The 23,920-nt window shown below is 65.2% G+C and carries 18 protein-coding genes and 2 tRNA genes; 10 read left to right on the forward strand and 10 right to left on the reverse strand.

The genetic code is table 11. From position 1 onward, the window contains the following. Nucleotides 1-29: 29 nt before the first annotated feature. Nucleotides 30-785, reverse strand: a complete 756-nt coding sequence (locus SBP01_RS11745) for an ABC transporter ATP-binding protein (protein WP_275214436.1) — start codon at nt 783-785, stop codon at nt 30-32. Then, complete coding sequence (locus SBP01_RS11750) at nt 782-3,577, reverse strand: ABC transporter permease (protein ID WP_320535900.1); 2,796 nt, start codon at nt 3,575-3,577, stop codon at nt 782-784. The genes SBP01_RS11745 and SBP01_RS11750 overlap by 4 nt, the downstream gene beginning before the upstream one ends. Between SBP01_RS11750 and SBP01_RS11755 the strand changes: the two genes are divergently transcribed. Then, nucleotides 3,507-3,692: a hypothetical protein gene (locus SBP01_RS11755; RefSeq protein WP_320538414.1), complete on the forward strand. Its 186-nt coding sequence runs from the start codon at nt 3,507-3,509 to the stop codon at nt 3,690-3,692. The two genes, SBP01_RS11750 and SBP01_RS11755, sit on opposite strands and share 71 nt — an antisense overlap. A gap of 88 nt (nt 3,693-3,780) precedes the next feature. Here SBP01_RS11755 and serA read toward each other — a convergent pair whose 3' ends face one another. From serA to ilvD, 5 genes are all read right to left on the reverse strand, one after another. Next, the gene (gene serA / locus SBP01_RS11760; protein ID WP_320535901.1) at nt 3,781-5,370 is read right to left on the reverse strand and encodes a phosphoglycerate dehydrogenase; all 1,590 of its coding nucleotides are present in this window, start codon (nt 5,368-5,370) and stop codon (nt 3,781-3,783) included. Nucleotides 5,371-5,495: 125 nt separating this feature from the next. Then, nucleotides 5,496-6,521 (reverse strand): ketol-acid reductoisomerase, encoded by a 1,026-nt coding sequence (gene ilvC / locus SBP01_RS11765; RefSeq protein ID WP_320535902.1) that lies wholly within the window; start codon nt 6,519-6,521, stop codon nt 5,496-5,498. 105 nt (nt 6,522-6,626) lie between these two features. Further along, nucleotides 6,627-7,139: an acetolactate synthase small subunit gene (ilvN, locus tag SBP01_RS11770; RefSeq protein ID WP_275214432.1), complete on the reverse strand. Its 513-nt coding sequence runs from the start codon at nt 7,137-7,139 to the stop codon at nt 6,627-6,629. 2 nt (nt 7,140-7,141) lie between these two features. After that, the gene (locus SBP01_RS11775) at nt 7,142-9,049 is read right to left on the reverse strand and encodes an acetolactate synthase large subunit (protein ID WP_320535903.1); all 1,908 of its coding nucleotides are present in this window, start codon (nt 9,047-9,049) and stop codon (nt 7,142-7,144) included. A gap of 378 nt (nt 9,050-9,427) precedes the next feature. Then, nucleotides 9,428-11,149 (reverse strand): dihydroxy-acid dehydratase, encoded by a 1,722-nt coding sequence (gene ilvD, locus SBP01_RS11780; RefSeq protein ID WP_320535904.1) that lies wholly within the window; start codon nt 11,147-11,149, stop codon nt 9,428-9,430. A 278-nt stretch (nt 11,150-11,427) separates the two neighbouring features. Here ilvD and SBP01_RS11785 point away from each other — a divergent pair, with 278 nt between their 5' ends. The 3 genes from SBP01_RS11785 to SBP01_RS11795 all read left to right on the forward strand — a co-directional run bounded on the left by SBP01_RS11785 (nt 11,428) and on the right by SBP01_RS11795 (nt 13,980). After that, nucleotides 11,428-12,639 (forward strand): hypothetical protein, encoded by a 1,212-nt coding sequence (locus SBP01_RS11785; RefSeq protein WP_320535905.1) that lies wholly within the window; start codon nt 11,428-11,430, stop codon nt 12,637-12,639. 55 nt (nt 12,640-12,694) lie between these two features. Further along, nucleotides 12,695-13,789 (forward strand): PQQ-dependent sugar dehydrogenase, encoded by a 1,095-nt coding sequence (locus tag SBP01_RS11790; RefSeq protein WP_414004298.1) that lies wholly within the window; start codon nt 12,695-12,697, stop codon nt 13,787-13,789. 115 nt (nt 13,790-13,904) lie between these two features. Further along, nucleotides 13,905-13,980, forward strand: a tRNA-Lys gene (locus SBP01_RS11795). A gap of 120 nt (nt 13,981-14,100) precedes the next feature. Here SBP01_RS11795 and SBP01_RS11800 read toward each other — a convergent pair. From SBP01_RS11800 to SBP01_RS11810, 3 genes are all read right to left on the reverse strand, one after another. Then, nucleotides 14,101-14,298: a hypothetical protein gene (locus tag SBP01_RS11800; RefSeq protein ID WP_320535907.1), complete on the reverse strand. Its 198-nt coding sequence runs from the start codon at nt 14,296-14,298 to the stop codon at nt 14,101-14,103. A 152-nt stretch (nt 14,299-14,450) separates the two neighbouring features. Further along, entirely contained in the window at nt 14,451-14,840 is a 390-nt protein-coding gene (locus SBP01_RS11805; protein ID WP_320535908.1) for a HipA N-terminal domain-containing protein, read from the reverse strand. A 103-nt stretch (nt 14,841-14,943) separates the two neighbouring features. Then, entirely contained in the window at nt 14,944-15,399 is a 456-nt protein-coding gene (locus tag SBP01_RS11810; RefSeq protein WP_275214469.1) for a MarR family winged helix-turn-helix transcriptional regulator, read from the reverse strand. Nucleotides 15,400-15,494: 95 nt separating this feature from the next. On the opposite strand from SBP01_RS11810, the gene bcp reads away from it, so the two are divergent. From bcp to SBP01_RS11840, 6 genes are all read left to right on the forward strand, one after another. Then, complete coding sequence (gene bcp / locus SBP01_RS11815) at nt 15,495-15,968, forward strand: thioredoxin-dependent thiol peroxidase (RefSeq protein WP_275214426.1); 474 nt, start codon at nt 15,495-15,497, stop codon at nt 15,966-15,968. Between the two features lie 148 nt (nt 15,969-16,116). Beyond that, a tRNA-Leu gene (locus SBP01_RS11820) sits at nt 16,117-16,198 on the forward strand. Nucleotides 16,199-16,440: 242 nt separating this feature from the next. Beyond that, entirely contained in the window at nt 16,441-17,133 is a 693-nt protein-coding gene (locus tag SBP01_RS11825; RefSeq protein WP_275214425.1) for a fasciclin domain-containing protein, read from the forward strand. A gap of 187 nt (nt 17,134-17,320) precedes the next feature. After that, nucleotides 17,321-18,994 (forward strand): ABC transporter substrate-binding protein, encoded by a 1,674-nt coding sequence (locus tag SBP01_RS11830; RefSeq protein WP_414004220.1) that lies wholly within the window; start codon nt 17,321-17,323, stop codon nt 18,992-18,994. Between the two features lie 79 nt (nt 18,995-19,073). Next, entirely contained in the window at nt 19,074-20,576 is a 1,503-nt protein-coding gene (locus SBP01_RS11835) for a malate:quinone oxidoreductase (RefSeq protein WP_275214424.1), read from the forward strand. Between the two features lie 65 nt (nt 20,577-20,641). Then, the gene (locus SBP01_RS11840) at nt 20,642-23,863 is read left to right on the forward strand and encodes an efflux RND transporter permease subunit (RefSeq protein WP_320535909.1); all 3,222 of its coding nucleotides are present in this window, start codon (nt 20,642-20,644) and stop codon (nt 23,861-23,863) included. The last annotated feature ends 57 nt before the right edge of the window (nt 23,864-23,920 follow it).

Here is a 23,920-nt window from a genome sequence, read left to right on the forward strand (position 1 = left end):
GGACAGTACTTTCGGTGCGGAGGGGCAGGCTAGATGAGTTCAGTCAGCGTATCGCTCAGGCGGACCAGTTCGTGGTCGTGCGAAGCGACCAGGACCGCGATGCCGTCCGAGGTGGTGTCCTTGAGGATGCTGATGATGCGGTTGGCGGACGCCCTGTCGAGGCTGGCGGTGGGCTCATCCACCACCAGCACGCGGGTGCCCAGGATGAGGGCCCGTGCAATGGCCACGCGCTGGCGTTCACCGCCGGACAGCTGCGCCGGCCGGTGACGCATCCGGCGGCCGAGGCCAACCAGGTCCAGGAGGTCCTTGGCCATGTCGCGGCGCTGGTCCACCTCGCCGTCGGGCACTGCGGGCAGCAGGACGTTTTCGAGCGCGCTCATGCCGTCAATCAGGGCGCCACCCTGGTCCACGTAACCGATGAGGGCCCGACGGCGGTCCGCGATTTCGTCGTCGCCCATGCTTTCGAGCGAATCGCCTTCCCAGAAGACGCGTCCCGACGTCGGCAGTGTCAGTCCGGCACCAACGGTCAGGATGCTGGTCTTGCCCGAGCCGCTTCGGCCGGCCACACAGTGCATCTCACCGGCGTGCAGGGTGAGGTCGAAGCCCTCCACGACGCTGACGGCTTCCGCACCGCCCTTACCGCCGCCATAGCGGATGGTGATATCGCTCAGTTGGAGCGGGGTCTCGTGGTCCGCGGCCTTGACGATGGTGTTGGCACGGGTCTGCAGGGGCGTGTCAGCAGCGCCGGACCTCCGGCTCCGGTGAACATTCGTCTCGTTTGTCATTGGACCACTTTCGTTGCAATCGGTATCCAGCAAAGTACAGCCACAAGCCCGGCGACACCGGCCCACAGCGCGGCATACGGGGCAAGAAGGAGCCCGATGCCCAGTGCGCCGAGGACACCCAGCGGCAGGGCCACGGTTCCCACCAGCGCGTTTTCGAAGAGGCGGACCTGCCGAAGCATGTCCGGGTTCCAGCCCATGGCCTCGAGGATCCCCAGGTACTGGCGTTTGGCGTTGAGCTCAAACCTTCCGGTCACCAGGGTCAGGATCAGGCCCACCGCAACACCGGCAAGGGCCAGCAGCATGCTGGGCAGCGCCACGCTGGCGGCAGCCAGGCCGCTGAGGGCACTCGCCCCGGCGGCGCGGGGAATGTCGATCAGCAGGGCCACCAGGCCACCCACCGCGGCGCCAAACACGCCGACGGCCACCGCAAGGGACAGGGTGTTGAACTTGTTGGTGCTCAGTTGGCGGTTGGCGAAGGTCAGCGGGGAATCCACCGGGATCAGCCGCTCGTCGTGCTGCGGTTCCTGGTCCACCTCGTCGCGGTGGCGCAGCTGCTGTGCCGCGAAGAAGGCGGCGGCCGCGTAGAGGGCCAGGACGGCCGCGGACACCACTGCCGTGGTCAGGCTCCAGCTCAGCAGGCTCAGGACGATGCCGGCGAGAGCGAGCAGTGCCGCGCCGACGCCGAATTCCTCCAGGACCCAGGTGCGGATCCGTCGCTGGGTCCAACCCATGGCGCGCAGGGTCCCTGCCTCGCGTTTGCGTTTCCGGATGTAGCTGACCGTGGAGGCACCCGTCAGGAGCGCTGCACCGCAAAGGGTCAGGAACAGCAGGGTGACGTTGGTGCCGGTCAGTGAGCCGGAGACGGCGTCCGCGGCGTTCTGCCGGACCCAGGACTGCTTGACGGTGCCCAGCGCGGACTCCTTGCCGGCGTCGTCCTTGGAGTAGCCGGGCACAAAGATGCTGGCGTCCTCGCGGGCCGAGCCGGCCACCACGGTGGCGTCCAGGCCCATGTCGCGGATTTCACCGGCGAGCTTTTCCACCTCGGGCTGGGCTTCTTTCCAGCTGCCGGGAGCCTTGGCCCGCACGCGGACGGCGTCGATCACGGCGGCGTTGTCCTTGTAGCCGCGGGCGGCAGCGAGGCCGTAGTAGTCCGTGATGGCACCGGCGGACTGGCTGGCGAGGCCGGTGGCGCTCAGCGAAGGCTTGAGGTCAGCCGCAGCCACAGCCTTTCCGCTGGCGTCCTTGGTGAGGGTAAGGGGGGTCGGATCGTAGCCGCCCAGGGGCAGCCTGTTGACGTCACCGGCGGCGGCCGCAACAGCGGCGGGGTCGAACGTCCCGTAAACCATGGCCAGCGGAGCCGCGAGTTTCTGACCGGTGGCAAGGTTCTCCCGGTAGGAGCGTTCGTCCACGGGTTCACGCTGGGTCTGGTCCACCGGCGCACCGCTGGCGCTCTTCTCCGGCAGGCGGTTCACCGTGACCCAGTCCCCCGGCGTGGCGGTTTTGCCGACGGCCCCGTTGGCAGCCTTCTCGCCATCGGTGTATTTCGGCGCGGCGGCAAAATCGGTACTCCACGTGGCCGGGGTGTAGAGGCCCTGGTTGAAGTTGCCCTGGGCGCCCAGCAGCGATGAATGGTCGGTGGAGCCGGGCCAGGACAGGGCGAACGGGTCCTTGGAAACGAACGGCAGGTAATCCTTGTCCAGCGAACGTGTTGCGGTGCCCACGTCCTTGACTACCTTGCCGGCAGCGTCGATCTCCTCGATCTTGACGTTGTACTTCAGGTCAAGGGAGGTTCCGGAGCGCACAATCAGCGGGATGCCCTGGGAATCGGCGGTGAGCTGCCCGGTGCGCTTGGCCTGCTGGTATTGGGTCATGAGCGGCGCCCAGTACTTGAGCTTGACGCCCAGGAAGTCGGGGCCTTCTTCGAGCTCTTTCATGCTGATGCCGTTGGTGAAGAGGCTTTCGAAGTGCCGGCCGATCGCTCCGGCGTTGCGGGCGTCAGCGGGCGGGGCCTTCTCCAGGGGTGCCAGGAAGTCGCCGGCGGAGCCCAGCAGTGCGCGTTCCGCGACGGGGTCGACGGCGACGACGGACTCGGTCACCTCAGGTGAGAGCGGCAGCGACACCGACAGGTTAAAGAGGTTGTGTTCGGAACCGCCGGCAGGGGCGGCGAACTTGATGCCCGTCTCGCCCGCGGGGGGTGCGATACGGACGCTGGTGCCGCCGACGGTTTTCTCTTCGACGAGCTTTGCCTTGCCCAGTGAGCCTTCGGCCGAGGACTTGAACAGGACCTGTTCGGAGACGCCGTCGGAGCTCACCGCGCTGGCCGTGAGCCGGTACTTCTTGGGGGTGTCGCCCAGCACGGATTCAGCTGCGGGCCATTTGGCCGGATCGGTGGCGCCGGCCGCCTGGTCTGCGGTGGCCGTGCCGGCCAGTCCGGCGTTGTAGCCGAGGAAGTCCATGGCATCGAGCCGGGGAGCTTCCAGGTTTTGGGTGACGCGTGAGACCAGGCTGATCGGCGCGGCCACTGACGTCCCGGTGAGCTTGCGGATCTGCGCCAGCTGGTCGAAGCTGACGCCTCCGCCGCCGTTGGCGATCTCCGGCTGCATCAGTGAGGATGACCCGGCTTTGGCCTGCACGAGAACGTCGTAGAGTCCGCGGGAGTTTTCATCCACCGTCCTCTTCAACGCGGCCTGCGACTGGCCTTGGACGAGGACCGACAAGCACATGGCTGCGATCAAGATGGCCGCGGTCAGCAGCAGCACTTTGCTTCTGATGAACCTCTGGACGGCGTTCATTGGGCTCCCTGAAACCTGGATTGCGTGCGCACACCACGGTCCGCGGGCGGCGGACATCATGGATTTTCTGCCGGGTGTGCAAAAAGTATTGGCCGGTCTGCCGGCGCTGTCCTGAAAGAGGACCTAGCCATTGTAAGCAGACCGGCCAATCATACGTGGCCGGGCTAAGCTCCGGTCACGCGTTGTTCACCTTCGTGATGCTCTTAGTCTTCGAGATCGACTTCGCGGACCATTTCGGCGCCGATGCCGGCCTTGATGGCATCCAGCACCTGCTGCGGGACGGACGAGTCGATGGTCAGCAGGGCGAGAACCTGGCCGCCTTCGTCCTGCCGGGCCACCTGCATGCCGGCGATGTTGATGTTGTTCATGCCCAGGATGTGGCCGATGGTTCCGATCACGCCGGGGCGGTCGGAGTAGGAGACCACCACGAGGTGCTCACTGATGGGGATCTCGATGTCGTAGCCGTTGATCCCAACGAGCTTCTGGACCTGCTTCGGACCGGTCAGCGTACCTGCGACCGAAATCTGGGTGCCGTCGCTGAGGGCTCCGCGAAGGGTCAGGACGTTGCGGTAGGACTCCGTGTCCGGGGTGGTGATCAGCCGGACATTGATGCCCCGCTGCTCGGCGATGACGGGCGCGTTGACGTACGACACCTGCTCGGTCACGACATCCGCGAAGATGCCCTTCAGTGCGGCAAGTTCCAGGACCTTGACGTCGAGGGAGGAGATTTCGCCCGCAACCTCCACGTCGAACTGGGTCAGTGAGGCGTGGGTCAGGGCGGTGAAGATCCGGCCGAGCTTTTCGATCAGCGGGATGCCGGGCCGGACGTCCGGGGCGATGACGCCGCCGGCGACGTTCACGGCGTCGGGCACCAGTTCACCGGCCAGGGCCAGGCGCACGGACTTGGCCACCGAGACGCCGGCCTTCTCCTGGGCTTCGTCGGTGGAGGCACCCAGGTGGGGCGTGACCACCACGTTGTCCATTTCGAAGAACGGCAGGTCGGTGCTGGGTTCCTTGACGAAAACGTCGACGCCGGCGCCCGCGATCTCGCCGTCCTTCAGGGCAGCGTGAAGCGCTTCCTCGTCCACCAGTCCGCCGCGGGCGACGTTGATGACGTAGGCGGTCTTCTTCATCTTCTTGAACGCCTCAGCCCCCAGCATGCCCACCGTTTCGGGTGTTTTGGGCATGTGGATGGTGATGAAGTCCGACTGTGCCAGGAGCTCATCCAGGGTGACCAGCTGCACGCCCAGCTGGGCGGCACGGGCGGAAGTGATGTAGGGATCGTAGGCGAGGATCTTGGTGTCAAAGCCCTTCAGCCGGGCCGCCACGAGGGCACCGATCCGGCCGAGGCCAATGATGCCGATTTTCTTCTCGTACAGCTCAATGCCGGTGTACTTGGACCGCTTCCACTCGCCCTCCTTGAGGGCGGCGCTGGCCTGCGGAATGTGGCGGGCAAGGCTCAGGATGTGGCCCACGGTCAGTTCGGCGGCGGAAACAATGTTCGAGGTGGGCGCGTTGACCACCATCACGCCGGCCTGGGTGGCGGCTTTGATGTCCACGTTGTCCAGGCCTACGCCTGCGCGGGCAATGACCTTGAGGTTCTTGGCCGCGGCAATGGCTTCGGCATCCACCTGGGTAGCGGAACGGACCAGGATCGCGTCCACATCCACGATGGCGGAAAGCAGCTGGGAGCGGTCCGAGCCGTCTGTCTGGCGGATCTCGAAGTCCGGGCCCAGGGCCTCGACGGTGGCGGGCGATAGTTCTTCGGCGAGCAGTACTACGGGTTTTGACACGGGTGATCCTCTGCGTTGCAGTCCTTGGGATGGAACAAGTCTAGGCGGACGGAAAGGCCGGGCCCACATTGTTAAGTGGACCCGGCCTCACGATGGCAACCCTGCGGGGTGCCGGCAGAGCAGCCTTAGCGGGCTGCCGAGCCTTCTACGTAGTCAGCGTCCTGCTGCTGCCAGGCGAAGAGGGAGCGCAGCTCGCGGCCGACTTCCTCGATGGGGTGCTGCTCAGCCTTGGCGCGCAGTGCCTTGAACTCGACGCCGCCGTTGTCCTGGTCCTCGATGAACCGCTTGGCGAAAGCACCGCTCTGGATGTCCGCGAGGACAGCCTTCATGTTCTCCTTCACCTCGGGGGTGATGACGCGCGGGCCGGAGACGTAGTCGCCGTACTCGGCCGTGTCGGAAACGCTCCAGCGCTGCTTGGCGATGCCGCCTTCCCACATGAGGTCGACGATGAGCTTGAGCTCGTGAAGCACCTCGAAGTAGGCGATCTGCGGCTGGTAGCCGGCTTCGGTCAGCGTTTCGAAGCCGTACTGGACCAGCTGGGACACGCCGCCGCAGAGGACGGACTGCTCGCCGAAGAGGTCGGTTTCGGTCTCTTCGGTGAAGGTGGTCTTGATGACACCGGCGCGGGTTCCGCCGATGGCCTTGGCGTAGGACTTGGCCAGGTCCCAAGCGGAACCGGTGGCGTCCTGCTCGACGGCGATGATGTCCGGGATGCCGCGGCCGGCTTCGAATTCGCGGCGGACAGTGTGTCCGGGCGCCTTCGGTGCGATCAGGATGACGTCAACGCCTTCAGGGGCCTTGATGTAACCGAAGCGGATGTTGAAGCCGTGGGCGAAGGCCAGGGCCTTGCCGGGGGTCAGCTTGTCCTTGATGGAGTCGTTGAAGATGGCACGCTGGTGCTGGTCCGGAGCCAGGATCATGATGACGTCGGCCCACTCGGCGGCGTCGGCCACGGTCTTGACCGTGAAGCCAGCATCCTGTGCCTTCGCGATCGAGGAGGAGCCTTCCTTGAGGGCGATGACAACCTCAACGCCCGAGTCGCGCAGGTTCAGCGCGTGGGCGTGGCCCTGTGAGCCATAGCCGACGATGGCGACTTTGCGGCCCTGGATGATGGACAGGTCGGCGTCGTCGTCGTAAAACATTTCAGTCACTTGCGTAACTCCTTTTGAGTGGTTTCTCTGGTGTAAATAGTCTGTGGTGCGGTAATGCACGGGCTTTGCGCGGCAGGCGGAGCGGGCTCCACCTGCTTGCCATTGCTATGCGCTGCGCAAGGCCCTGTCACTCATGGAGCGGGATCCCCGTCCAACGGCCAGGGTGCCGGACTGCACAATTTCGCGGATGCCGAAAGGCTCAAGCACTGAAAGCAGCGCCGTGAGTTTTTCGGGGTGGCCTGTTGCTTCAATGACCACGGAGTCGGTGGAGACGTCAACCACTGAAGCACGGAACAGGTCTGCAGCCTGGGTCACCTGCAGACGAGTTGCGGCATCCGCACGTACCTTGACCAGGATGTGGTCACGCTGTACGGAAGATTCGGGGGTGAGCTCAACGATCTTGATCACGTTGACCAGTTTATTGAGCTGCTTGGTGACCTGTTCAATCAGGTCACCATCGGCGTCGACGACGACGGTCATCCGGGACATGCCCTGAACTTCCGTCGGGCCCACGGCCAGGGAGTTGATGTTAAAGGCGCGGCGGGCGAACAGGCTCGCGACGCGCGTCAGGACACCGGGCTTGTCTTCAACCAGAACAGACAGTGTATGGCGGGTCATGCTCAGTCCTCCTCTTCCCATTCCGGGGTCATATTGCGGGCAACCTGGATCTGGTCGTTACTCACTCCGGAGGGGACCATCGGCCACACCATCGAATCGGGGCTCACCACAAAGTCGATGACCACGGGACGGTCATTGATTTCCAGTGCCTTCTGAATGGTTGCATCGATATCCTCGTCCCGTTCACAGCGGAATGAGGCGCAGCCGTAGGCGTCCGCCAGCTTGACGAAGTCCGGGATCCGGGCCGTCTCATGGCCGGTGTTGAGGTCCGTGTTCGAGTAGCGGCCCTCATAGAAGAGCGTCTGCCACTGACGGACCATGCCCAGTGAGGAGTTGTTGATGATGGCAACCTTGATGGGGATCTTGTTGATGGCACAGGTGGCCAGTTCCTGGTTGGTCATCTGGAAGCAGCCGTCGCCGTCGATCGCCCAGACCACCCGGTCCGGCTCCCCCACCTTGGCGCCCATGGCAGCCGGTACGGCGTAACCCATAGTGCCTGCGCCGCCGGAGTTCAGCCAGGCGTGCGGGCGCTCGTACTTGATGAACTGGGCCGCCCACATCTGGTGCTGGCCCACACCGGCGACGTAAATCCCTTCCGGGCCGGTCAGCGCGCCGATGCGTTCGATGACGCGCTGGGGGGCCGTGAGTCCGTCATCCGGTTCGGTCCAGCCCAGCGGGTACGTTTCCTTGAGGTTGTTCAGGAAAGCCCACCAGGTGGTGAGGTCAGGGGTTCCTGCCGCTTCGAACTGGGAACGGAGGGCTTCGGTGAGTTCGGGGATGATTTCCTTGACCGAACCCACAATCGGAACGTCGGCCGCGCGGTTCTTCGAGATCTCCGCGGGATCGATGTCGGCGTGGATCACCTTGGCATGGGGCGCGAACGTCTTCAGCACACCGGTTACGCGGTCATCAAACCGTGCCCCGAGGGTGATGAGGAGGTCCGACTGCTGCAGGGCTGTCACGGCGGACACCGCGCCGTGCATGCCCGGCATGCCCACGTGCTGCGGATGGGAGTCCGGGAAGACGCCGCGGGCCATCAGCGTGGTGACAACCGGAGCGCCCGTCAGTTCAGCCAGGGCGCGGAGTTCTGCTGACGCGTGGGCCTTGACCACACCGCCGCCCACGTACAGGACCGGCTTGCTGGCAGCAGCAATCAGCTTGGCCGCTTCGCGGACCTGCTTGTTGTGCCCGCGGATGACCGGCCGGTAGCCCGGGAGGTCAATCTTCGGCGGCCAGGAGAATGTCATCTGGCCCTGCTGGGCATCCTTGGCCACGTCCACCAGCACCGGACCGGGACGTCCCGTGGAGGCCAGGTGGAAGGCTTCGGCCATGACGTGCGGGATGTCGTTGGGGTCGGTCACCAGGAACGAGTGCTTCGTGATCGGCATGGTGATGCCAACAATGTCGGCTTCCTGGAAGGCGTCGGTGCCGATCACACCGCTGGACACCTGGCCGGTGATGGCCACCAGCGGCACGGAGTCCATGTGGGCATCCATGATGGCGGTAACGAGGTTGGTGGCACCGGGGCCGGAGGTGGCAATGCAAACCCCCACCCGCCCGGTGACCATGGCGTAGCCTTCCGCGGCGTGGCCGGCTCCCTGTTCGTGACGGACCAGAACGTGATTCATACTGGAGGCCATCAAGGGGTCATAGGTAGGCAGGATCGCGCCACCGGGCAAACCAAAAATATCGTCCACGCCGAGTTCTTCGAGCGAACGGACAATAGCTTCTGAGCCGGTCATCACCGTTGGGGGTACAACGTTGTTCGGCCCAAGGACAGGAGAGACAGCAGCAAGGTCGGTGACGACGGCGGCGTGGTCAGCCGTTTTGTCGGCACGTTCCGGAGCCTTGGGGGCTCCAGCGGACTTGGTAGCCATCAGCGAGGGGCTGATCGGCGATCCTTTGCTCATCGGACTCTTCCTTGTGGATCATTGTTTTTCTCGGAACTGCGGAAAATAAAAAAACCCCTCAGCCTGGTGGCTCTTCGAGGGGTTGCGCGTGACGGTACGTTACCAGTCGGGCTATGCTGCCACGCGCTTGGTAAGGACGACGGATACACCCAAACCGGCGCCGACGGTAACGGTTGCGATCATGCAGTCAGTTTTCCCTCTGAGTGAGATGCATGTCAACGGGGGTGGTACACATCTCACCATATGGACTTCATTGTCCACCAATTGGCCACGTCCCCCAACTAGGTAGCAGCAAGTGTCGTTTTGAGGGCCCAAAACGACACTTGCTGCTACCTAGTTGGGTCCACCCCGCAGCCAGGGGCGGGCCAGCGGAAGGTGCTAGCCGCAGTAGGCGCCGGTGGAGGCGCTGTGCACGAGCTTGGCGTACTTGGCGAGCACACCCTTGGTGTACCGGGCCGGGAGCGGCTCCCAGCCCACCCTGCGGGCCTCGAGTTCCGCCTCGTCCACCAGGAGGTCGAACGACCGTGCTGCGATGTCCACGCGGATGCGGTCACCGTCCTTGACAAAGGCGATGGGGCCGCCGTCGGCTGCTTCCGGCGCGACGTGCCCGATGCAGAGGCCGGTGGTGCCGCCGGAGAAGCGGCCGTCGGTCAGCAGCAGGACGTCCTTGCCCAGCCCGGCGCCCTTGATGGCGCCGGTAATGGCGAGCATTTCGCGCATGCCCGGACCGCCCTTGGGGCCTTCGTAGCGGATGACGACGACGTCGCCGGCCTGGATCTTGCCGTTGTCCAACGCGTCCAGCGCGCCCTGCTCACGTTCGAACACGCGGGCGGTGCCTTCGAAAACGTCGGCGTCGAAGCCGGCGCTCTTGACCACGGCGCCTTCGGGCGCCATGGAACCGTGCAGGATGGTGATGCCGCCGGTCTTGTGGATCGGGTTGTCCATGGCGCGCAGGATCTTGCCGTCGAGGTCCGGCGGGTTAATGGCTGCCAGGTTTTCGGCCACGGTCTTGCCGGTGACGGTGAGGCAGTCGCCGTGCAGGAGCCCGGCGTCGAGCAGTGCGCGCATGATGACGGGCACGCCGCCGATCTTGTCGACGTCGGTCATCACGTAGCGGCCGAACGGCTTCAGGTCGCCCAGGTGGGGGATCTTGTCGCCGATGCGGTTGAAGTCCTCAAGGGTCAGCTCAACCTCGGCCTCACGGGCAATCGCGAGCAGGTGCAGGACCGCGTTGGTGGAGCCGCCAAAGGCCATGGTGACGGCAATGGCGTTCTCGAACGCCTCCTTGGTCAGGATGTCACGGGCCGTGATGCCCAGGCGGAGCAGGTTAACAACCGCCTCGCCGGACTTTCGTGCAAATTCATCACGACGGCGGTCTGCCGAGGGCGGAGCGGCGGAGCCGGGCAGGGACATGCCGAGGGCCTCACCGATGCAGGCCATGGTGTTGGCCGTGTACATGCCGCCGCAGGCGCCTTCACCCGGGCAGATGGCCTTTTCGATGCGGGTGAGGTCCTCCATGCTCATCTTGCCAGCGGCGCACGCGCCCACTGCTTCGAAGGCATCAATGAGGGTGACTTCCTTTTCGGAGCCGTCCTCGAGCTTGACCCAGCCGGGCATGATGGAGCCGGCGTAGAGGAAGACGCTGGCCAGGTCCAGGCGGGCGGCCGCCATCAGCATGCCGGGCAGGGACTTGTCGCAGCCGGCCAGCAGGACCGAGCCGTCGATCCGCTCTGCCTGCATGACGGTCTCAACGGAGTCGGCGATGACTTCGCGTGAGACCAGGGAGAAATGCATGCCTTCGTGGCCCATGGAGATGCCGTCGGAGACGGAGATGGTGCCGAACTGCATGGGGAACCCGCCGCCGGCATGGACGCCTTCCTTGGCGCCCTGCGCGAGGCGGTTAAGGGAGAGGTTGCAGGGGGTGATCTCGTTCCATGAACTGGCAACGCCGATCTGGGGCTTCGCGAAATCGTCATCGCCCATGCCTACGGCACGGAACATGCCACGCGCCGGGGCAGCGTGGATGCCGTCGGTGACCACCCGGCTGCGAGGTTTGATGTCGGGCTTGTTCTCAGTTTTTGCTGGGGCGTCGGCGCTCATGGCTCAAAGTCTATGACTCCCGCGCCAATGCGGAAGACCAAAATCCCCCGTTTTGGGCCGATTCCATGAATATTTCGACCATATTGTGGACAGTAGTCTCAGATATTGAGACGCGCGCATGCCTCCGCGTTCCCGGCGGGAGGCGGCGGGGAACGGCCGGGGGACGTGGACCGTCGCTGAACCGGCGTCCTCTCCTCGCAGCGACCTAGACAGTCCTGTTCGCACCGACGTACCGTCAAGAAACGGCAACCATGCCATCCGGACTGAAAGGCCCAGCTGTGGATATTGTCTTCTGGATCATTGTGATTGTGCTGATTGTCGGCATTGTGTGGTGGCTGCTGAACCGAAGCAACTCTTCGGATAAGGGCGGCACGGCTCAGGGCGGCGCGGCTCAGGGCGGCATGCCGGCCCGGCGGGCAGAGGGCGCCCTGTCCGGCGGAAGCGCTGCGGCCTCAGCGGAAGCTGCCGGCACCGCCGGCCTTCCCGGTGCCGCAGGTTTTGGCGCCCCTGCGGAACCCACGCCGCCCACCACGGCCGAGGAGGACCTGGTGCCGTCCGATACGTCCGGCCACCAGTCCGCCGGGACATCCGCCGTGGCATCGGAGTCCGCCGGCCAAAGAAACGTTGGTGGAGGGCGCGAGGCCAGCACTGCAAAGGACTCTGTGGCAGCAGAAAACCCGGAGTTCGGGGCCTCCGCGGCTGAGGCAGATATGCCGGTCGCCGAGGAACACCGCGAGGCTGAAGATTCAGCAACCGGCCAAGAGTCTTCCAGGCAGAGCGGGCCAATCGCCCCCGAGGCTGCCGCCGCCGGGCCGGGAGCCACAGGCCGCCAGGCCGAGGATGAGTGGGAAACGCAGTGGTCAGAAACCGGCGGCTCGGCCCACCCGGCGGCGACCGGCCTGAGTGGAGGCGCTGCCGGCGGTGCTGCCGCTGCCGCTGCAGCCGCCGGCTCCGCAGCCTCACCGCGGACTGAATCGGTGCCTGCCGAACCGGCTGCGTCACCGGAGTTAGCCCCGGAAACAACCGAAGGCACCCACTACGTCCACCACTCGGAGTACACAGACCCGCATGCCCCCACGCTTCCGGGAGCCGAGACTGCGGCGGCGGACGAGCTGACGAGCGATCTGCCGGCCGGCCCCGCGGGCCATGATTCAGCCACCATGCTCGGGCAGGCGGCGCCGGGCAACGAACCCGGAACGCACAGGGCATCTCCTGCGGGCCACGAGCCCGCCGCGGAACTTGCCGCCGAACCTGCCGCCGAACCAATCGGCCACCTCGCGGCGGAGCAGCCCTACGGCGCCGGCTCCGCCTCGCCGGGCCCTGACGGCAGGGGACCTGCAGACTACGCGGTCAAGGGTGACGCCCGCGCGATGGTCTACTACGAGGAAGGGCACCCCGACTATGAGCAGACCACGGCAGATGTCTGGTTCGAGTCCGAGGCCCATGCAGAGGCTGCGGGGTTCCGGCCGCCCCGGCGGACGCGCCTCTGACCACGCCGCAGGACGGGGGCGGACAGCCCGGACCGCCGGGTTCCGTTCCGGCGCGATGGCGCTGTGCGCCGCACTGCTGCTGTCCGGATGCACCGGGAACGGAAACGGCACCCCGACAGGCGGCAGTAAGCCCACCGGCACGGCCTCCGCGTCGGCGGGCGGCCAGGGCGGCCACGCCACGGGCGCTGCTGCCGCCCCGGCGGTCCTCAAACGCCTCGACCTGCAGCTCGAGATTCCCTGGGCCGCCGTATTCCTGCCGAACGGCACGGCCGTCATTTCTGAGCGTGAAACTGCGCTGCTCAAGGCCGTAAAGGACGACCACGCCACCACCATCGGCCGGGTCCCGGGAGTCAGCCCTGCCGGCGAAGGTGGACTCCTCGGCCTTGCCCTCCCCCCCGCCTTTGCCTCCGACGGCTACCTGTACCTCTACTACACCTCGCCGCAGGACAACCGGATCGCCAGGACCAAACTGACAGAAAAACCCGGCGGGTCGTTGGCCTTTGGTGATCCGGAGATTGTTTTCACCGGCATCCCCAAAGCAACAACCCACAACGGCGGCAGAATCCGGTTCGGCCCCGACGGGTACTTGTATGTTGGCACGGGTGATTCGCAGCGCCGGGAGCAGCCCCAGGACCCCAACGCGCTCGGCGGCAAGATCCTCAGGATCACCACGGACGGCAAGCCCGCCCCCGGCAACCCGTTCGGCAACGCGGTATACAGCCTCGGGCACCGGAACGTCCAGGGACTGGCCTGGGACAGCGAAGGGCGGCTGTGGGCCAGCGAATTCGGCCCCGACGTCAATGACGAGCTGAACCTCATCCTGCCTGGCGGGAATTACGGGTGGCCGGCCGTGACCGGTGCGCCGCATCGCAAGGAGTACCTGGATGCCAAGGTCGTCTGGCCTTCGACGGCGGATTCTTCACCCAGCGGGCTGGAAATCGCCGGCTCCACCGCATATCTGGGCGCCCTCCGCGGACAGCGGCTGTGGACCGTTGCCCTGAGCGGTGAGGATGCGGGCGCACCTGTGTCCCATTTCACAGGGGAGTATGGCCGGATCCGGGATGTCATCCGGACCCCCGAGGGCGGATTTTGGCTGCTCAGCAACAACCAAAACCCTGATTTTGTGCTGGTTCTGGCGCCGCCGGCCTGACATCCCCACACCGCGCTCCGTCGATTTCACATGCACCGGAAGTTCGTGTAGAGTTTCATGTCGTTGCGGAGATCAACCGGGAAAGAAAAAGCCACGGAGATCACCGCAAAGAGATGCACCTCTAGCTCAATTGGCAGAGCAATTGACTCTTAATCAATGGGTTCCGGGTTCAAGTCCCGGGGGGTGCACCACGGAAACCCCGTCTTCATGGCCACAAGCCAGAAGGCGGGGTTTCGCTTTGCCCGAAAGTTCCTCCCGCCGATACCGCACACTGGTCCCCGCTCGAACGCTGGTCTGAAACTGAGCTCCTGCTAGACGTTCATCTGTGCCCGGCGGTGCCGCAGCTCCCGGATAGCGCGGTTCAAGGGTGACCCGGTGATGGGCATACATGGGGCTACCACCCAGCCGCCGCGCCGACCCTCCAGCACCGCCGCGTTCTTGGCGTGCAGGTCACCGTTTCCCGTCAGCCAGGCGAAGTGGAACTGCAGGTAGAGATTCCTGCTGGCCACGGCCCGGGCCTTGCATAGGCCGGCCAACGCCAGCACGCCCGTTCCGGTCAGTGACGACGCTGTGCCTGGCGACAGGTATCTTGAGCGCCTTCGCCGCCGTGAGGTGCGCCGCTTCATTAATGACCAGGTGAGCATGCCGCGGCGGGTCCAGCTTAAGCAGGTAGCGGCGGTTGGCCAGGGCAAGCGGAGTGGTCAGCATGGAGGCGCTTGCTTTGGCCTGGAACGTCGGCACCGACTGCCAGTAGCAGGCTGAGCTCGTCGCCCAGGCTGGTCTTCACAGCGTTCTTCGGCACGGTGAGCCGGTGCCCCTCGGGCAGGAGCCCTGAGAAGAAGGCAGGCAGCGCCCCGCTGCCCGTTTCCACAGGCTCGGCGGCGAGGGGCAGGGTGGTGCTGACGGGAGGGCCGCTCGAAACGAGGTAGTCGGTGGCGTAGGAGAAGGCAACACTCCCCTGCTCAGTCCTCTCCAGGTGGCCGGCCAGCCTGCCGGCCTTGTAGACGTTGGCGCTGCGCACAAATTTAAGGCGGCGCAAATCCTCAGTCATCGGTGACCCTGAGATGCAGGCCCACCGCGTTGGCCGCCGCGGTAACCAACTATGAGGAGGCAACGCTCAACCCGCAAGATAATTCAGAAACGAGGTGCGGGCTCTAACCTAGCGGGGCGCCGTCCACGAGGGCACGGGCAGCCGGTGAGGAGAACTGGCTGGCAAGTTCGCGGACAACAGCCTGGAGTTCGCGCCGAAGAAGATCAGGATCGATAGTGGCCGCGGCCAGCACCGACCGCTCCATCTCGACGGCGGCAACCGCCGCCTCCCGGCCGCTGTCCGTCAGGGACACAACCTGGCTGCGCCGGTCCGAAGTGCTGCGCACGCGTGCAATGTGGCCGTGCGCCTCCAGGCGCGTGAGCGTCTTTCCCATGGTCTGCGCCTGTACCCGGACGAACTGGGCGAGCTGGGCCTGCGTCATGGGCCCTTGGGCTGCGAGCACTTCAATGGCAATGACGCCGGCATGCGTCAGTCCGATGGCGCCGAGCTTCTCGTTCCACGAGTGCTCCACAAGGCGCGCCGCAGTGGATAATAAGCGCCCAGTGGGCCAGCGATCCATGTCAGGCATACCTGCAAGTATAGCTAAGCCTGGTTACCATCGATTCCGGACGCTTACTAGGGTGGAATGTCCCGCCCGTAACAAGGAGATCAACATTGGCTGAAAGACTCATAACCGGTGCCATGGCGCCTGACTTCACGCTTAAGGATTCGTCGGGTCAGGACGTCAGCCTGGCGTCGGGCCGTGGCGCAAACACCATCGTCTACTTCTACCCGGCGGCCGCTACCCCCGGCTGTACTAAAGAGGCATGCGACTTCCGCGACAATCTGGCCTCCTTCACCGCGGCCGGGTACCGCGTCCTGGGCGTCTCCCCCGACCCAGTGGAAAAGCTCGCCGCGTTTGCCGCCAAGGAAGAACTGAGTTTTCCGCTGCTGTCAGACCAGGACCATGCTGTGGCCGAGGCCTACGGGGCATGGGGTGAAAAGAAGAACTACGGCCGGACCTACGAGGGACTGATCCGCTCCACGATTGTGGTTGATCCGGACGGCAAGGTGGCACTGGCGCAATACAACGTGCGGGCCACCGGGCACGTGGCCAAACTGCGCCGCGACCTCAACCTCGACGCGTAGGGGGAGACCTTCCGCCACGACGCCGCGGCACCCGGACTGACAGAACGGGCACCCGGCCGAGGCTACAATGGAAGCTGGCATCCGCCGTCGTGCGTTTTGCTACCGGTCCAGCACGCTGGCCGGAGCGGGACACAACGTCGGCTGCCACGCGCGAGTGGTGAAATTGGCAGACACGCAGGATTTAGGTTCCTGTGCCTTCGGGCGTGGGGGTTCAAGTCCCCCCTTGCGCACACAGACACAGTTCCCGGGCCCCACGGCCCGGGAACTTTGCATTTAAGCTCATGACCGCCAAAAGCTGCCCCGCTCAGAGAAGTCTTTTCCGATCCACCCATCCATTCCGGAACTCCGTCCGAATACCCCGTGAGACACCAGCCAAGGGCAGGTGCCCGACAGTCGGAACAGGTCACGCGGCAGGCGACATGCCTGCGGCAGGCAAGAAATCGGCAGAAACCAAATATCAAGGAGAACCGAAATGCAGTCACTTAAGCGCACAACCTTCACCGTCGCAGGCGTTGCAGCTGCAGCCCTGCTGAGCCTTACCGCCTGCGGAGGCTCAAGCACCACGGCATCGAGCTCCACCGCCCCGTCCGCTGCCCCGTCGACGTCCAGCATGGCTCCGTCCAGCATGGCACCGTCACCGTCGAAGTCGGCCAGCGCCGCCGCCATGGATCCGGCCGCCAACCTGGTGGGCCCGGGCTGCGCCGGCTACGCGGAGAAGGTCCCCACCGGCGCAGGCTCAGTTGCCGGCATGGCCCTTGACCCGGTAGCCGTCGCCGCCTCGAACAACCCCATCCTGACCACGCTCACGGCTGCCGTCTCCGGCAAGCTCAACCCCAAAGTCAACCTGGTGGACACGCTCAACGGCGGCGAGTTCACGGTCTTCGCACCGGTGGATGACGCCTTCGCCAAGATTGACCCGGCAACCATCGAGACCCTCAAGACCGACGACGCCCTGCTGAGCAAGATCCTGACCTACCACGTGGTCCCGGGCCAGATCACCCCTGACAAGATCGCGGGCACCCACGCCACGGTCCAGGGCGGTTCTGTCACCGTGACCGGCAGCGGGAATGCGCTCCAGGTGGACGGCGCCAACGTCATCTGCGGCGGCGTCAAGACCAAGAACGCCACCGTCTACCTGATTGATTCGGTGCTGATGCCCAAGTAGCCCGCATCACGGCGGCAACAGGCGGCGGTCCGATCCGGGAGGAACGGGCCGCCGCCTTGCCGGCGGTATTGGGCCGCCGTGCGGGCGTTAAGGGGGCTCCCGGGAGCATCAAGCCACGTCAATTAGACTGTGTCCCTGGCCCGCACTTGGCGGCGCCGGCCAGAAACAGCCCAGAGGTGATAGACGAGTGCCCAGCAGTACATCGCGGCGGACGGTCCTCAAGACCAGCGCCGTTTTTATGGCGTTAGGCCTGACGGCCTGTACCGGCACCCCCTCGCCGTCGCCGTCGTCCACGTCGCCTGATGCCTCCGCCCCGGCTGCGGAACCCACCGAAACATTCACGTTCGGCACGGCGTCCCAGCCCTTGGGACTGGACCCGGCGCTCTCAAGCGATGTGGAAAGCTACCGGATCACCAGGCAGATCATGGAGGGCCTGGTGGGAGTTGACCAGACCACCGGCAAGCCCACCCCGTTGCTGGCCACCGAATGGACCGACTCAAACGGAGGCCGCAGCTACACGTTCAAGCTCCGCACGGATGTTTTGTTCCAGGACGGCACCCCGTTCAATGCCGATGCTGTGTGCCAGAACTTCAACCGCTGGTTCGCCTTTTCCCCGGAACTGCGTGCCAAGGCGCCGGGCATTACTTTCAAGAGCGTCTTCAAGGCGCATTCGGACGAAGCAGCCCTCTCCATTTTCAAGAGCTGCACCGCCGAGGCCCCGGACACCGTCCGGATCGACCTTACCCAGCCGTTCACGGCGTTCCTCCAAGCCCTGACGCTGCCGGCGTTCGCCATCGCCTCCCCCGCAGCCCTGGCCTTAGGCACAGCGGACGTGCTCAACCAGACCAGGCACAGCAACCCCGTTTCGGCCTTCGCCACCAATCCCGTAGGGACCGGGCCGTACAGCCTGGCAGCCTGGGACGACACCAGCGTCCGCCTGGTCAGCCACAAGGGCTACTGGGGTGAACGCGGGCAGATCGCCACCATCAATTTTGTGACCTACGACCACCCGCAGACCCGGCTTCAGGCCCTGCTGGACGGCAAAATTGACGGGTACGACGCCGTCACGGTGGGGAACTTTGATCAGCTCGTCAAACGGGGCATGCAGATTGTCCAGCGCGACCCGTTCTCGGTGATGTACCTGGGCATGAACCAGGAAGTCCCGATCCTGCAAAACCTGAAGATCCGCCAGGCGGTTGAACTGGCGATCGACAAAGACACGCTGATCCGCAAGTTCTTTATCGACAACACGGCCAAGGCCACCCAGTTTGTCCCGCCCAAGATCAGCGGCTTCAATAACGAAGCCCCGGAACTGGGCCACGACCCCGTCAAGGCAAAGGCCTACCTCGCCGAAGCCGGCTACGCCGGGGAAGAGCTCCGGTTCTACTACCCGCTGAACGCCACCCGTCCTTACCTTCCCACCCCGGAGAAGATCTACGCGGAACTCAGCAGGCAGCTGACCGCCGTCGGGTTTAACATCAAGCCGGTTCCGGTGGACTGGGCGGACGGATACCTCCAGAAGGTCCAGTCGCCGGGCGACCACGCGCTTCACCTGCTCGGCTGGAACGGCTCCTATTCGGACGCCGAAAACTTCGTAGGCCCGCTGTTCGGTGAGAAGAACGGTGAGTTCGGCTACCACGACCCGCAGGTCTTCTCCAAGATCAACCGGGCCCGAGGGCTGCCCGCCGGCAAGGAGCGGGACGAGCAATATCACACCATCAATGCCCAAATCGCGGCCACCGTCCCGGCCGTTCCCATCGCCTTCCCCATTTCCGCCCTGGCCCTCTCGGACCGCGTCAGCAGCTACCCGGCATCGCCCGTACTAAGTGAAGTTTTCACGAAGGTGCAGCTAAAGCCTTGACGGCCGGGCCCAATTTCAGTATGCGGGCCGGGCAGGGATATTCTGTGACAGCCAGAGCCGCTGCTATCGGAGACTGATTGTGACCTTCATATCAAAGACCCAACATGCCGACGTCGTACTGATTGGCGGCGGCATCATGAGCGCCACCCTCGGGGCGTTCATCAAGCAGCTCGAGCCGAACTGGACCATCTCCCTGTTTGAGCGTCTGGACCAGCCGGGCTTGGAAAGCTCCGACCCCTGGAACAACGCCGGGACCGGCCACGCCGCACTGTGCGAGCTTAACTACTCCCCCGCGGCCAAGGACGGCTCGGTGAATCCCGCCAAGGCGCTGCTGATCAACGAACAGTTCCAGCTCTCCCGCCAGTTCTGGTCCCACTTGGTGCAGGAACGGCTGATCGGCTCTCCCAAGGGCTTCATCAACACGGTCCCGCACATGAGTTTTGTGATCGGCGAGAACAACACCAAGTTCCTCAAGACCCGGTACGAGGCGCTCAAGCCCCACACGCTGTTCCGGAGCATGGAGTATTCCGAGGACCACGCCCAGATCGCCAAATGGGCTCCGCTGATCGTCAAGGGCCGCGACCCCAAGCAGCAGATCGCCGCCACCCGGGCCGCTGAGGGCACGGACGTGGACTTCGGCGCGCTGACCCGCGAGCTGACCACCTACCTGGGCAACAACGGCGTCGAGGTCAACTACGGCCACGAGGTCACCGGCATTACCAAAGCGTCCGACGGCGGCTGGGACCTTGCGCTGAAATACCCCGCTTCCGGCGAGCATGGGAAGATCCATGCCAAGTTTGTGTTCGTCGGCGCGGGCGGCGGCGCACTGCACCTGCTGCAGGCCTCCGGAATTCCGGAGAGCAAGGGGTACGGCGGATTCCCCGTGTCCGGCCAGTTCTTCCGCTGCACCGACGAGAAGCTCGCCGCCCAGCACAGCGCCAAGGTTTACGGCCAGGCCTCCGTGGGCGCCCCGCCCATGTCCGTGCCGCACCTGGACACACGCTACGTCAACGGCAAGCGTTCACTCCTGTTCGGCCCGTACGCCGGCTTCTCCACGAACTTCCTGAAGAACGGCTCCTACCTGGACCTGCCGCTGTCCATCCGCCCCAGCAACATCATTCCGATGCTTGCCGTGGCCAAGGACAACATGGACCTCACGGCGTACCTCATTAAAGAGGTGGCCAAGCGCCATGGCGACAAGGTGGAGGCGCTGCGCGAGTACTACCCCGAGGCCAAGGACGGCGACTGGGAACTGATCACCGCCGGCCAGCGTGTACAGATCATCAAGAAGGATCCGAAGAAGGGCGGCGTGCTGCAGTTCGGCACTGAAGTGATCGCCGGCCGCGATGGCTCGATCGGAGCGCTCCTGGGTGCGTCACCCGGAGCGTCCACTGCCGTGCCCATCATGATCGAACTGCTGCAGAAAGCCTTCCCGAAGAGCTTCAAGGGCTGGCAGGGCAAGCTGAAGGACATGATGCCCGGCTACGGCGTGCAGCTTGACGAGCACCCGGACCTGGCAGCCGAGCTCGAAGCGGCAACAGCGAAGGCTCTGCAGTTGGAAAGCGTTCCCGCGCACCCCTGACGCATCGCCGGCCTGGCGGGCAGGTCCGGTCCCAGCAGTTCGTCAATCCCACAGGAGACCAAGCGATGTTCCGGCTGGCACAACTTTCCCTGGCAAACCGGGCACTGATCGCGCTGATCACCGTGTTCGCATCGGTGTTCGGCGTGATCACCATGTCATCGCTGAAACAGGAACTCATCCCTTCCATCGAGTTTCCGCAGATCACGGTTCTGACGCCCATGCCCGGCGCGTCCCCGGAAGTGGTAGACAAGCAGGTCAGCGCGCCGCTGGAGACCGCTTTGAACGGTGTGGAGGGTCTGGAGTCAACCTCCTCCACCTCGCGCAACGGCTCATCCCAGATCACTTTGGTCTTCACGTACGGGACAAATCTTGACCGGGCCCGGAACCAGATCGACCGTGCCATTTCCAACGCCAAGCGTTCCCTGCCGGCGGATGTGCAGCCGCAGGCTTTCGCGGGCAGCATCAGCGACTTCCCCATCGTGTTCCTGGCCGTGTCCTCGGACAAGCCGCTGAGCGAGCTGAACTCCGATCTCCAGCGGCTCTCCGTTCCCCGGCTGCAGAAAATCGACGGCGTCCGGGGCGCCGACGTGACGGGCGGCGCCACCCAGCACATCGAGGTCCTGCCGCGGCCCGAGGCGATGGCGGCCAGCGGCGCCACCATGGAATCAATCCGAAACGCGCTGAGCAACAACGGATCGCTGATCCCGGCCGGCACCATCGAGGAACAGGGCAAAACCCTGTCCCTCCAGATCGGCAGCCCGGTGGACTCCCTGGACGCCATCAAGGCGCTGCCCCTCGGCGGTGCCAAAAACGGCGCCACCATCGGCACGGTCGCGGACGTCAGCCTCAAGGACAATGAGCGCACGTCCATTACCCGCACCAACGGCCAGGAAACCCTCGCGGTTTCGGTCACCAAGAAGCCTGAAGGCGACACCGTGGGGATCTCCCACGCCGTGAACGATTCGCTGGCCGGGCTTGAGGCTGAACTGGGATCCAACGCCAAGTTCACCCCCGTCTTCGACCAGGCCCCGTTCATCGAAAAGTCCATCAAGGACCTCACCACCGAAGGCCTGCTCGGGCTGGGCTTCGCGGTGGCGGTCATCCTGGTGTTCCTGATGTCCACACGCTCCACCCTGGTGACAGCGGTATCCATTCCCCTGTCGCTTCTGGTGACCTTCATCGGCCTCTCGGCGACGGGCTATTCGCTGAATATTCTGACTTTGGGCGGCCTCACCATCGCGATCGGCCGTGTGGTGGATGACTCCATCGTGGTGATCGAGAACATCAAGCGCCACCTCAGCTACGGCGAGGAGAAAGTGGCCGCGATCCTCACCGCGATCCGCGAAGTGGCCGGCGCCATTACCGCCTCCACCCTGACCACCGTGGCCGTCTTCCTGCCGATCGCTTTTGTGGGCGAACTCGCCGGCGAACTGTTCCGGCCCTTCGCGCTGACAGTCACCATGGCGCTGCTGGCATCGCTGCTGGTCTCGCTGACGATCGTCCCGGTCCTGGCCTACTGGTTCCTGAAGAGCCCGGCTGTTGCCGCGCCCGGGTCCGCTGCCGCCCGTGAGGCTGCGGCCGCGGCCCGGGCCAAGGCACACGAGTCGGAAGAGAGGAGCCCGCTCCAGCGCGCATACCTGCCAATTCTGGGCAAGACCCAGAAACATCCCGTGTGGACTCTCGTGGCGGCCCTCCTGGTGCTCGGCGGGACGGGGGCGATGACCCCGCTCCTGGCCACCAACCTCCTCGGCGATTCCGGCCAGAACAGCATGACGGTCCGGCAGGTGATGCCGGCGGGAACAAGCCTGGCCGAAACCAGCTCCGCTGCGGTAAGGGTTGAGGAAGTCCTTCGCGGCATCGACGGCGTCAAGAACGTCCAGGTCACATCCGGCAATGCCCAGGCAGGCTTCGCCGCGCTCACCTCCTCCGGCTCCTCCAACTCCACGTTCACCGTGGTGACCGACGAGAAAGTGAACCAGGCAAAGCTCCAGGCCACGGTACGCACCAAACTGGCCGACGTGGCCGGAGCCGGAAAAGTCACCGTCGGCTCCCAGCAAGGTGGCTTCGGCACATCCTCCACGGTGGACATCACCATCAAGGCCGCTACCTCCGCGGACCTCCGCACCGCCAGCGACGCCGTGGTGGAAGCCATGAACGGTGTCCCGGAGACCAGCGAAGTGAGCACCAACCTGGCAGCCAGCCAGCCGGTGGTCCAGGTCAAGGTGGACCGCGCCAAAACGGTGGCCGCGGGCCTTAACGAGCAGCAGGTGGCCGGCGTCCTGGCCGCCACCATCAGCCCTGTCCCGGCCGGCACGGTACGGATCGACACCAACGACTTCCCCGTCCAGATCGGCAAGGGCACCCGGTTCACCAGCATCGACGCGGTGCGCAGCATCCCCCTGCCGGCGGCAGCCGGCCCCGTGACGCTGGGCAGCATCGCCAGCGTGGAGCAGGTGGACGTGCCCGTCTCCATCACCTCAAGCAACGGCCAGCGGACCGCGAAAGTCTCCGTCACGCCGTCGGGCTCCAACCTTGGCGCGGTGAACGCGGAGGTGCAGAAGCGCCTCGCGGCGGTCAGCCTGCCCGCCGGTGTGACGGCGGAGCTCGGCGGCGCCACCACGCAGCAGGCCGAATCGTTCCGGCAGCTGGGCCTGGCGCTGCTCGCGGCCATCGCCATCGTGTACGTCATCATGGTGGCCACCTTCAAGTCCCTGGTCCAGCCGCTGATCCTGCTGGTCTCGGTTCCCTTTGCCGCCACCGGAGCCGTTGCGCTGCTGCTGGCCACCGGTGTCCCGCTGGGCCTGCCCTCGCTGATCGGCATGCTGATGCTGGTGGGAATCGTCGTCACCAATGCGATCGTGCTCATCGACCTCATCAACCAGTACCGGAAGCCACGGAACGGCCTGCCCGGAATGACGGTGGCGGACGCCATCACGCACGGCGCGCGGCAGCGCCTCCGCCCCATCCTGATGACCGCCCTCGCCACCGTGTTCGCGTTGACGCCGATGGCCCTGGGACTCACCGGGGGCGGCGGTTTCATCTCCCAGCCCCTGGCGGTGGTGGTCATTGGCGGACTGGTCTCCTCCACTGCACTGACCCTGGTCCTGGTGCCGGTTCTGTACCGTCTGGTGGAGGGCCGGCGGGAACGCAAATCGCTGCTGCGCGCCATGCAGGAGCGCCCTGAGTTTGCGGCGCCGGACGACGTCGATGCGGAATTCAGCGACTGGACCACCGGCATGACCCCCAAGGTCAGCGGCCGCCGCGCCGCCGCGGGGAACCCCGAATAAAAAGGGAATATTCCGTTCCGTGCTGCGTTATACCTGTCGATACATGCAAACGCATGA

Source organism: Pseudarthrobacter sp. IC2-21 (assembly GCF_034048115.1).
GTDB classification, from domain to species: Bacteria; Actinomycetota; Actinomycetes; order Actinomycetales; family Micrococcaceae; genus Arthrobacter; species Arthrobacter naphthalenicus.

Coding starts and splice junctions, on each gene's coding strand:
- SBP01_RS11745 (WP_275214436.1), bottom strand. CDS start 785: ATGACAAACGAGACGAATGTTCACCGGAGCCGGAGGTCCGGCGCTGCT.
- SBP01_RS11755 (WP_320538414.1), top strand. CDS start 3,507: ATGGCTGCGATCAAGATGGCCGCGGTCAGCAGCAGCACTTTGCTTCTG.
- SBP01_RS11750 (WP_320535900.1), bottom strand. CDS start 3,577: ATGAACGCCGTCCAGAGGTTCATCAGAAGCAAAGTGCTGCTGCTGACC.
- ilvN (WP_275214432.1), bottom strand. CDS start 7,139: ATGACCCGCCATACACTGTCTGTTCTGGTTGAAGACAAGCCCGGTGTC.
- SBP01_RS11775 (WP_320535903.1), bottom strand. CDS start 9,049: ATGAGCAAAGGATCGCCGATCAGCCCCTCGCTGATGGCTACCAAGTCC.
- ilvD (WP_320535904.1), bottom strand. CDS start 11,149: ATGAGCGCCGACGCCCCAGCAAAAACTGAGAACAAGCCCGACATCAAA.
- SBP01_RS11790 (WP_414004298.1), top strand. CDS start 12,695: ATGGCGCTGTGCGCCGCACTGCTGCTGTCCGGATGCACCGGGAACGGA.
- SBP01_RS11805 (WP_320535908.1), bottom strand. CDS start 14,840: ATGACTGAGGATTTGCGCCGCCTTAAATTTGTGCGCAGCGCCAACGTC.
- SBP01_RS11810 (WP_275214469.1), bottom strand. CDS start 15,399: ATGGATCGCTGGCCCACTGGGCGCTTATTATCCACTGCGGCGCGCCTT.
- SBP01_RS11825 (WP_275214425.1), top strand. CDS start 16,441: ATGCAGTCACTTAAGCGCACAACCTTCACCGTCGCAGGCGTTGCAGCT.
- SBP01_RS11840 (WP_320535909.1), top strand. CDS start 20,642: ATGTTCCGGCTGGCACAACTTTCCCTGGCAAACCGGGCACTGATCGCG.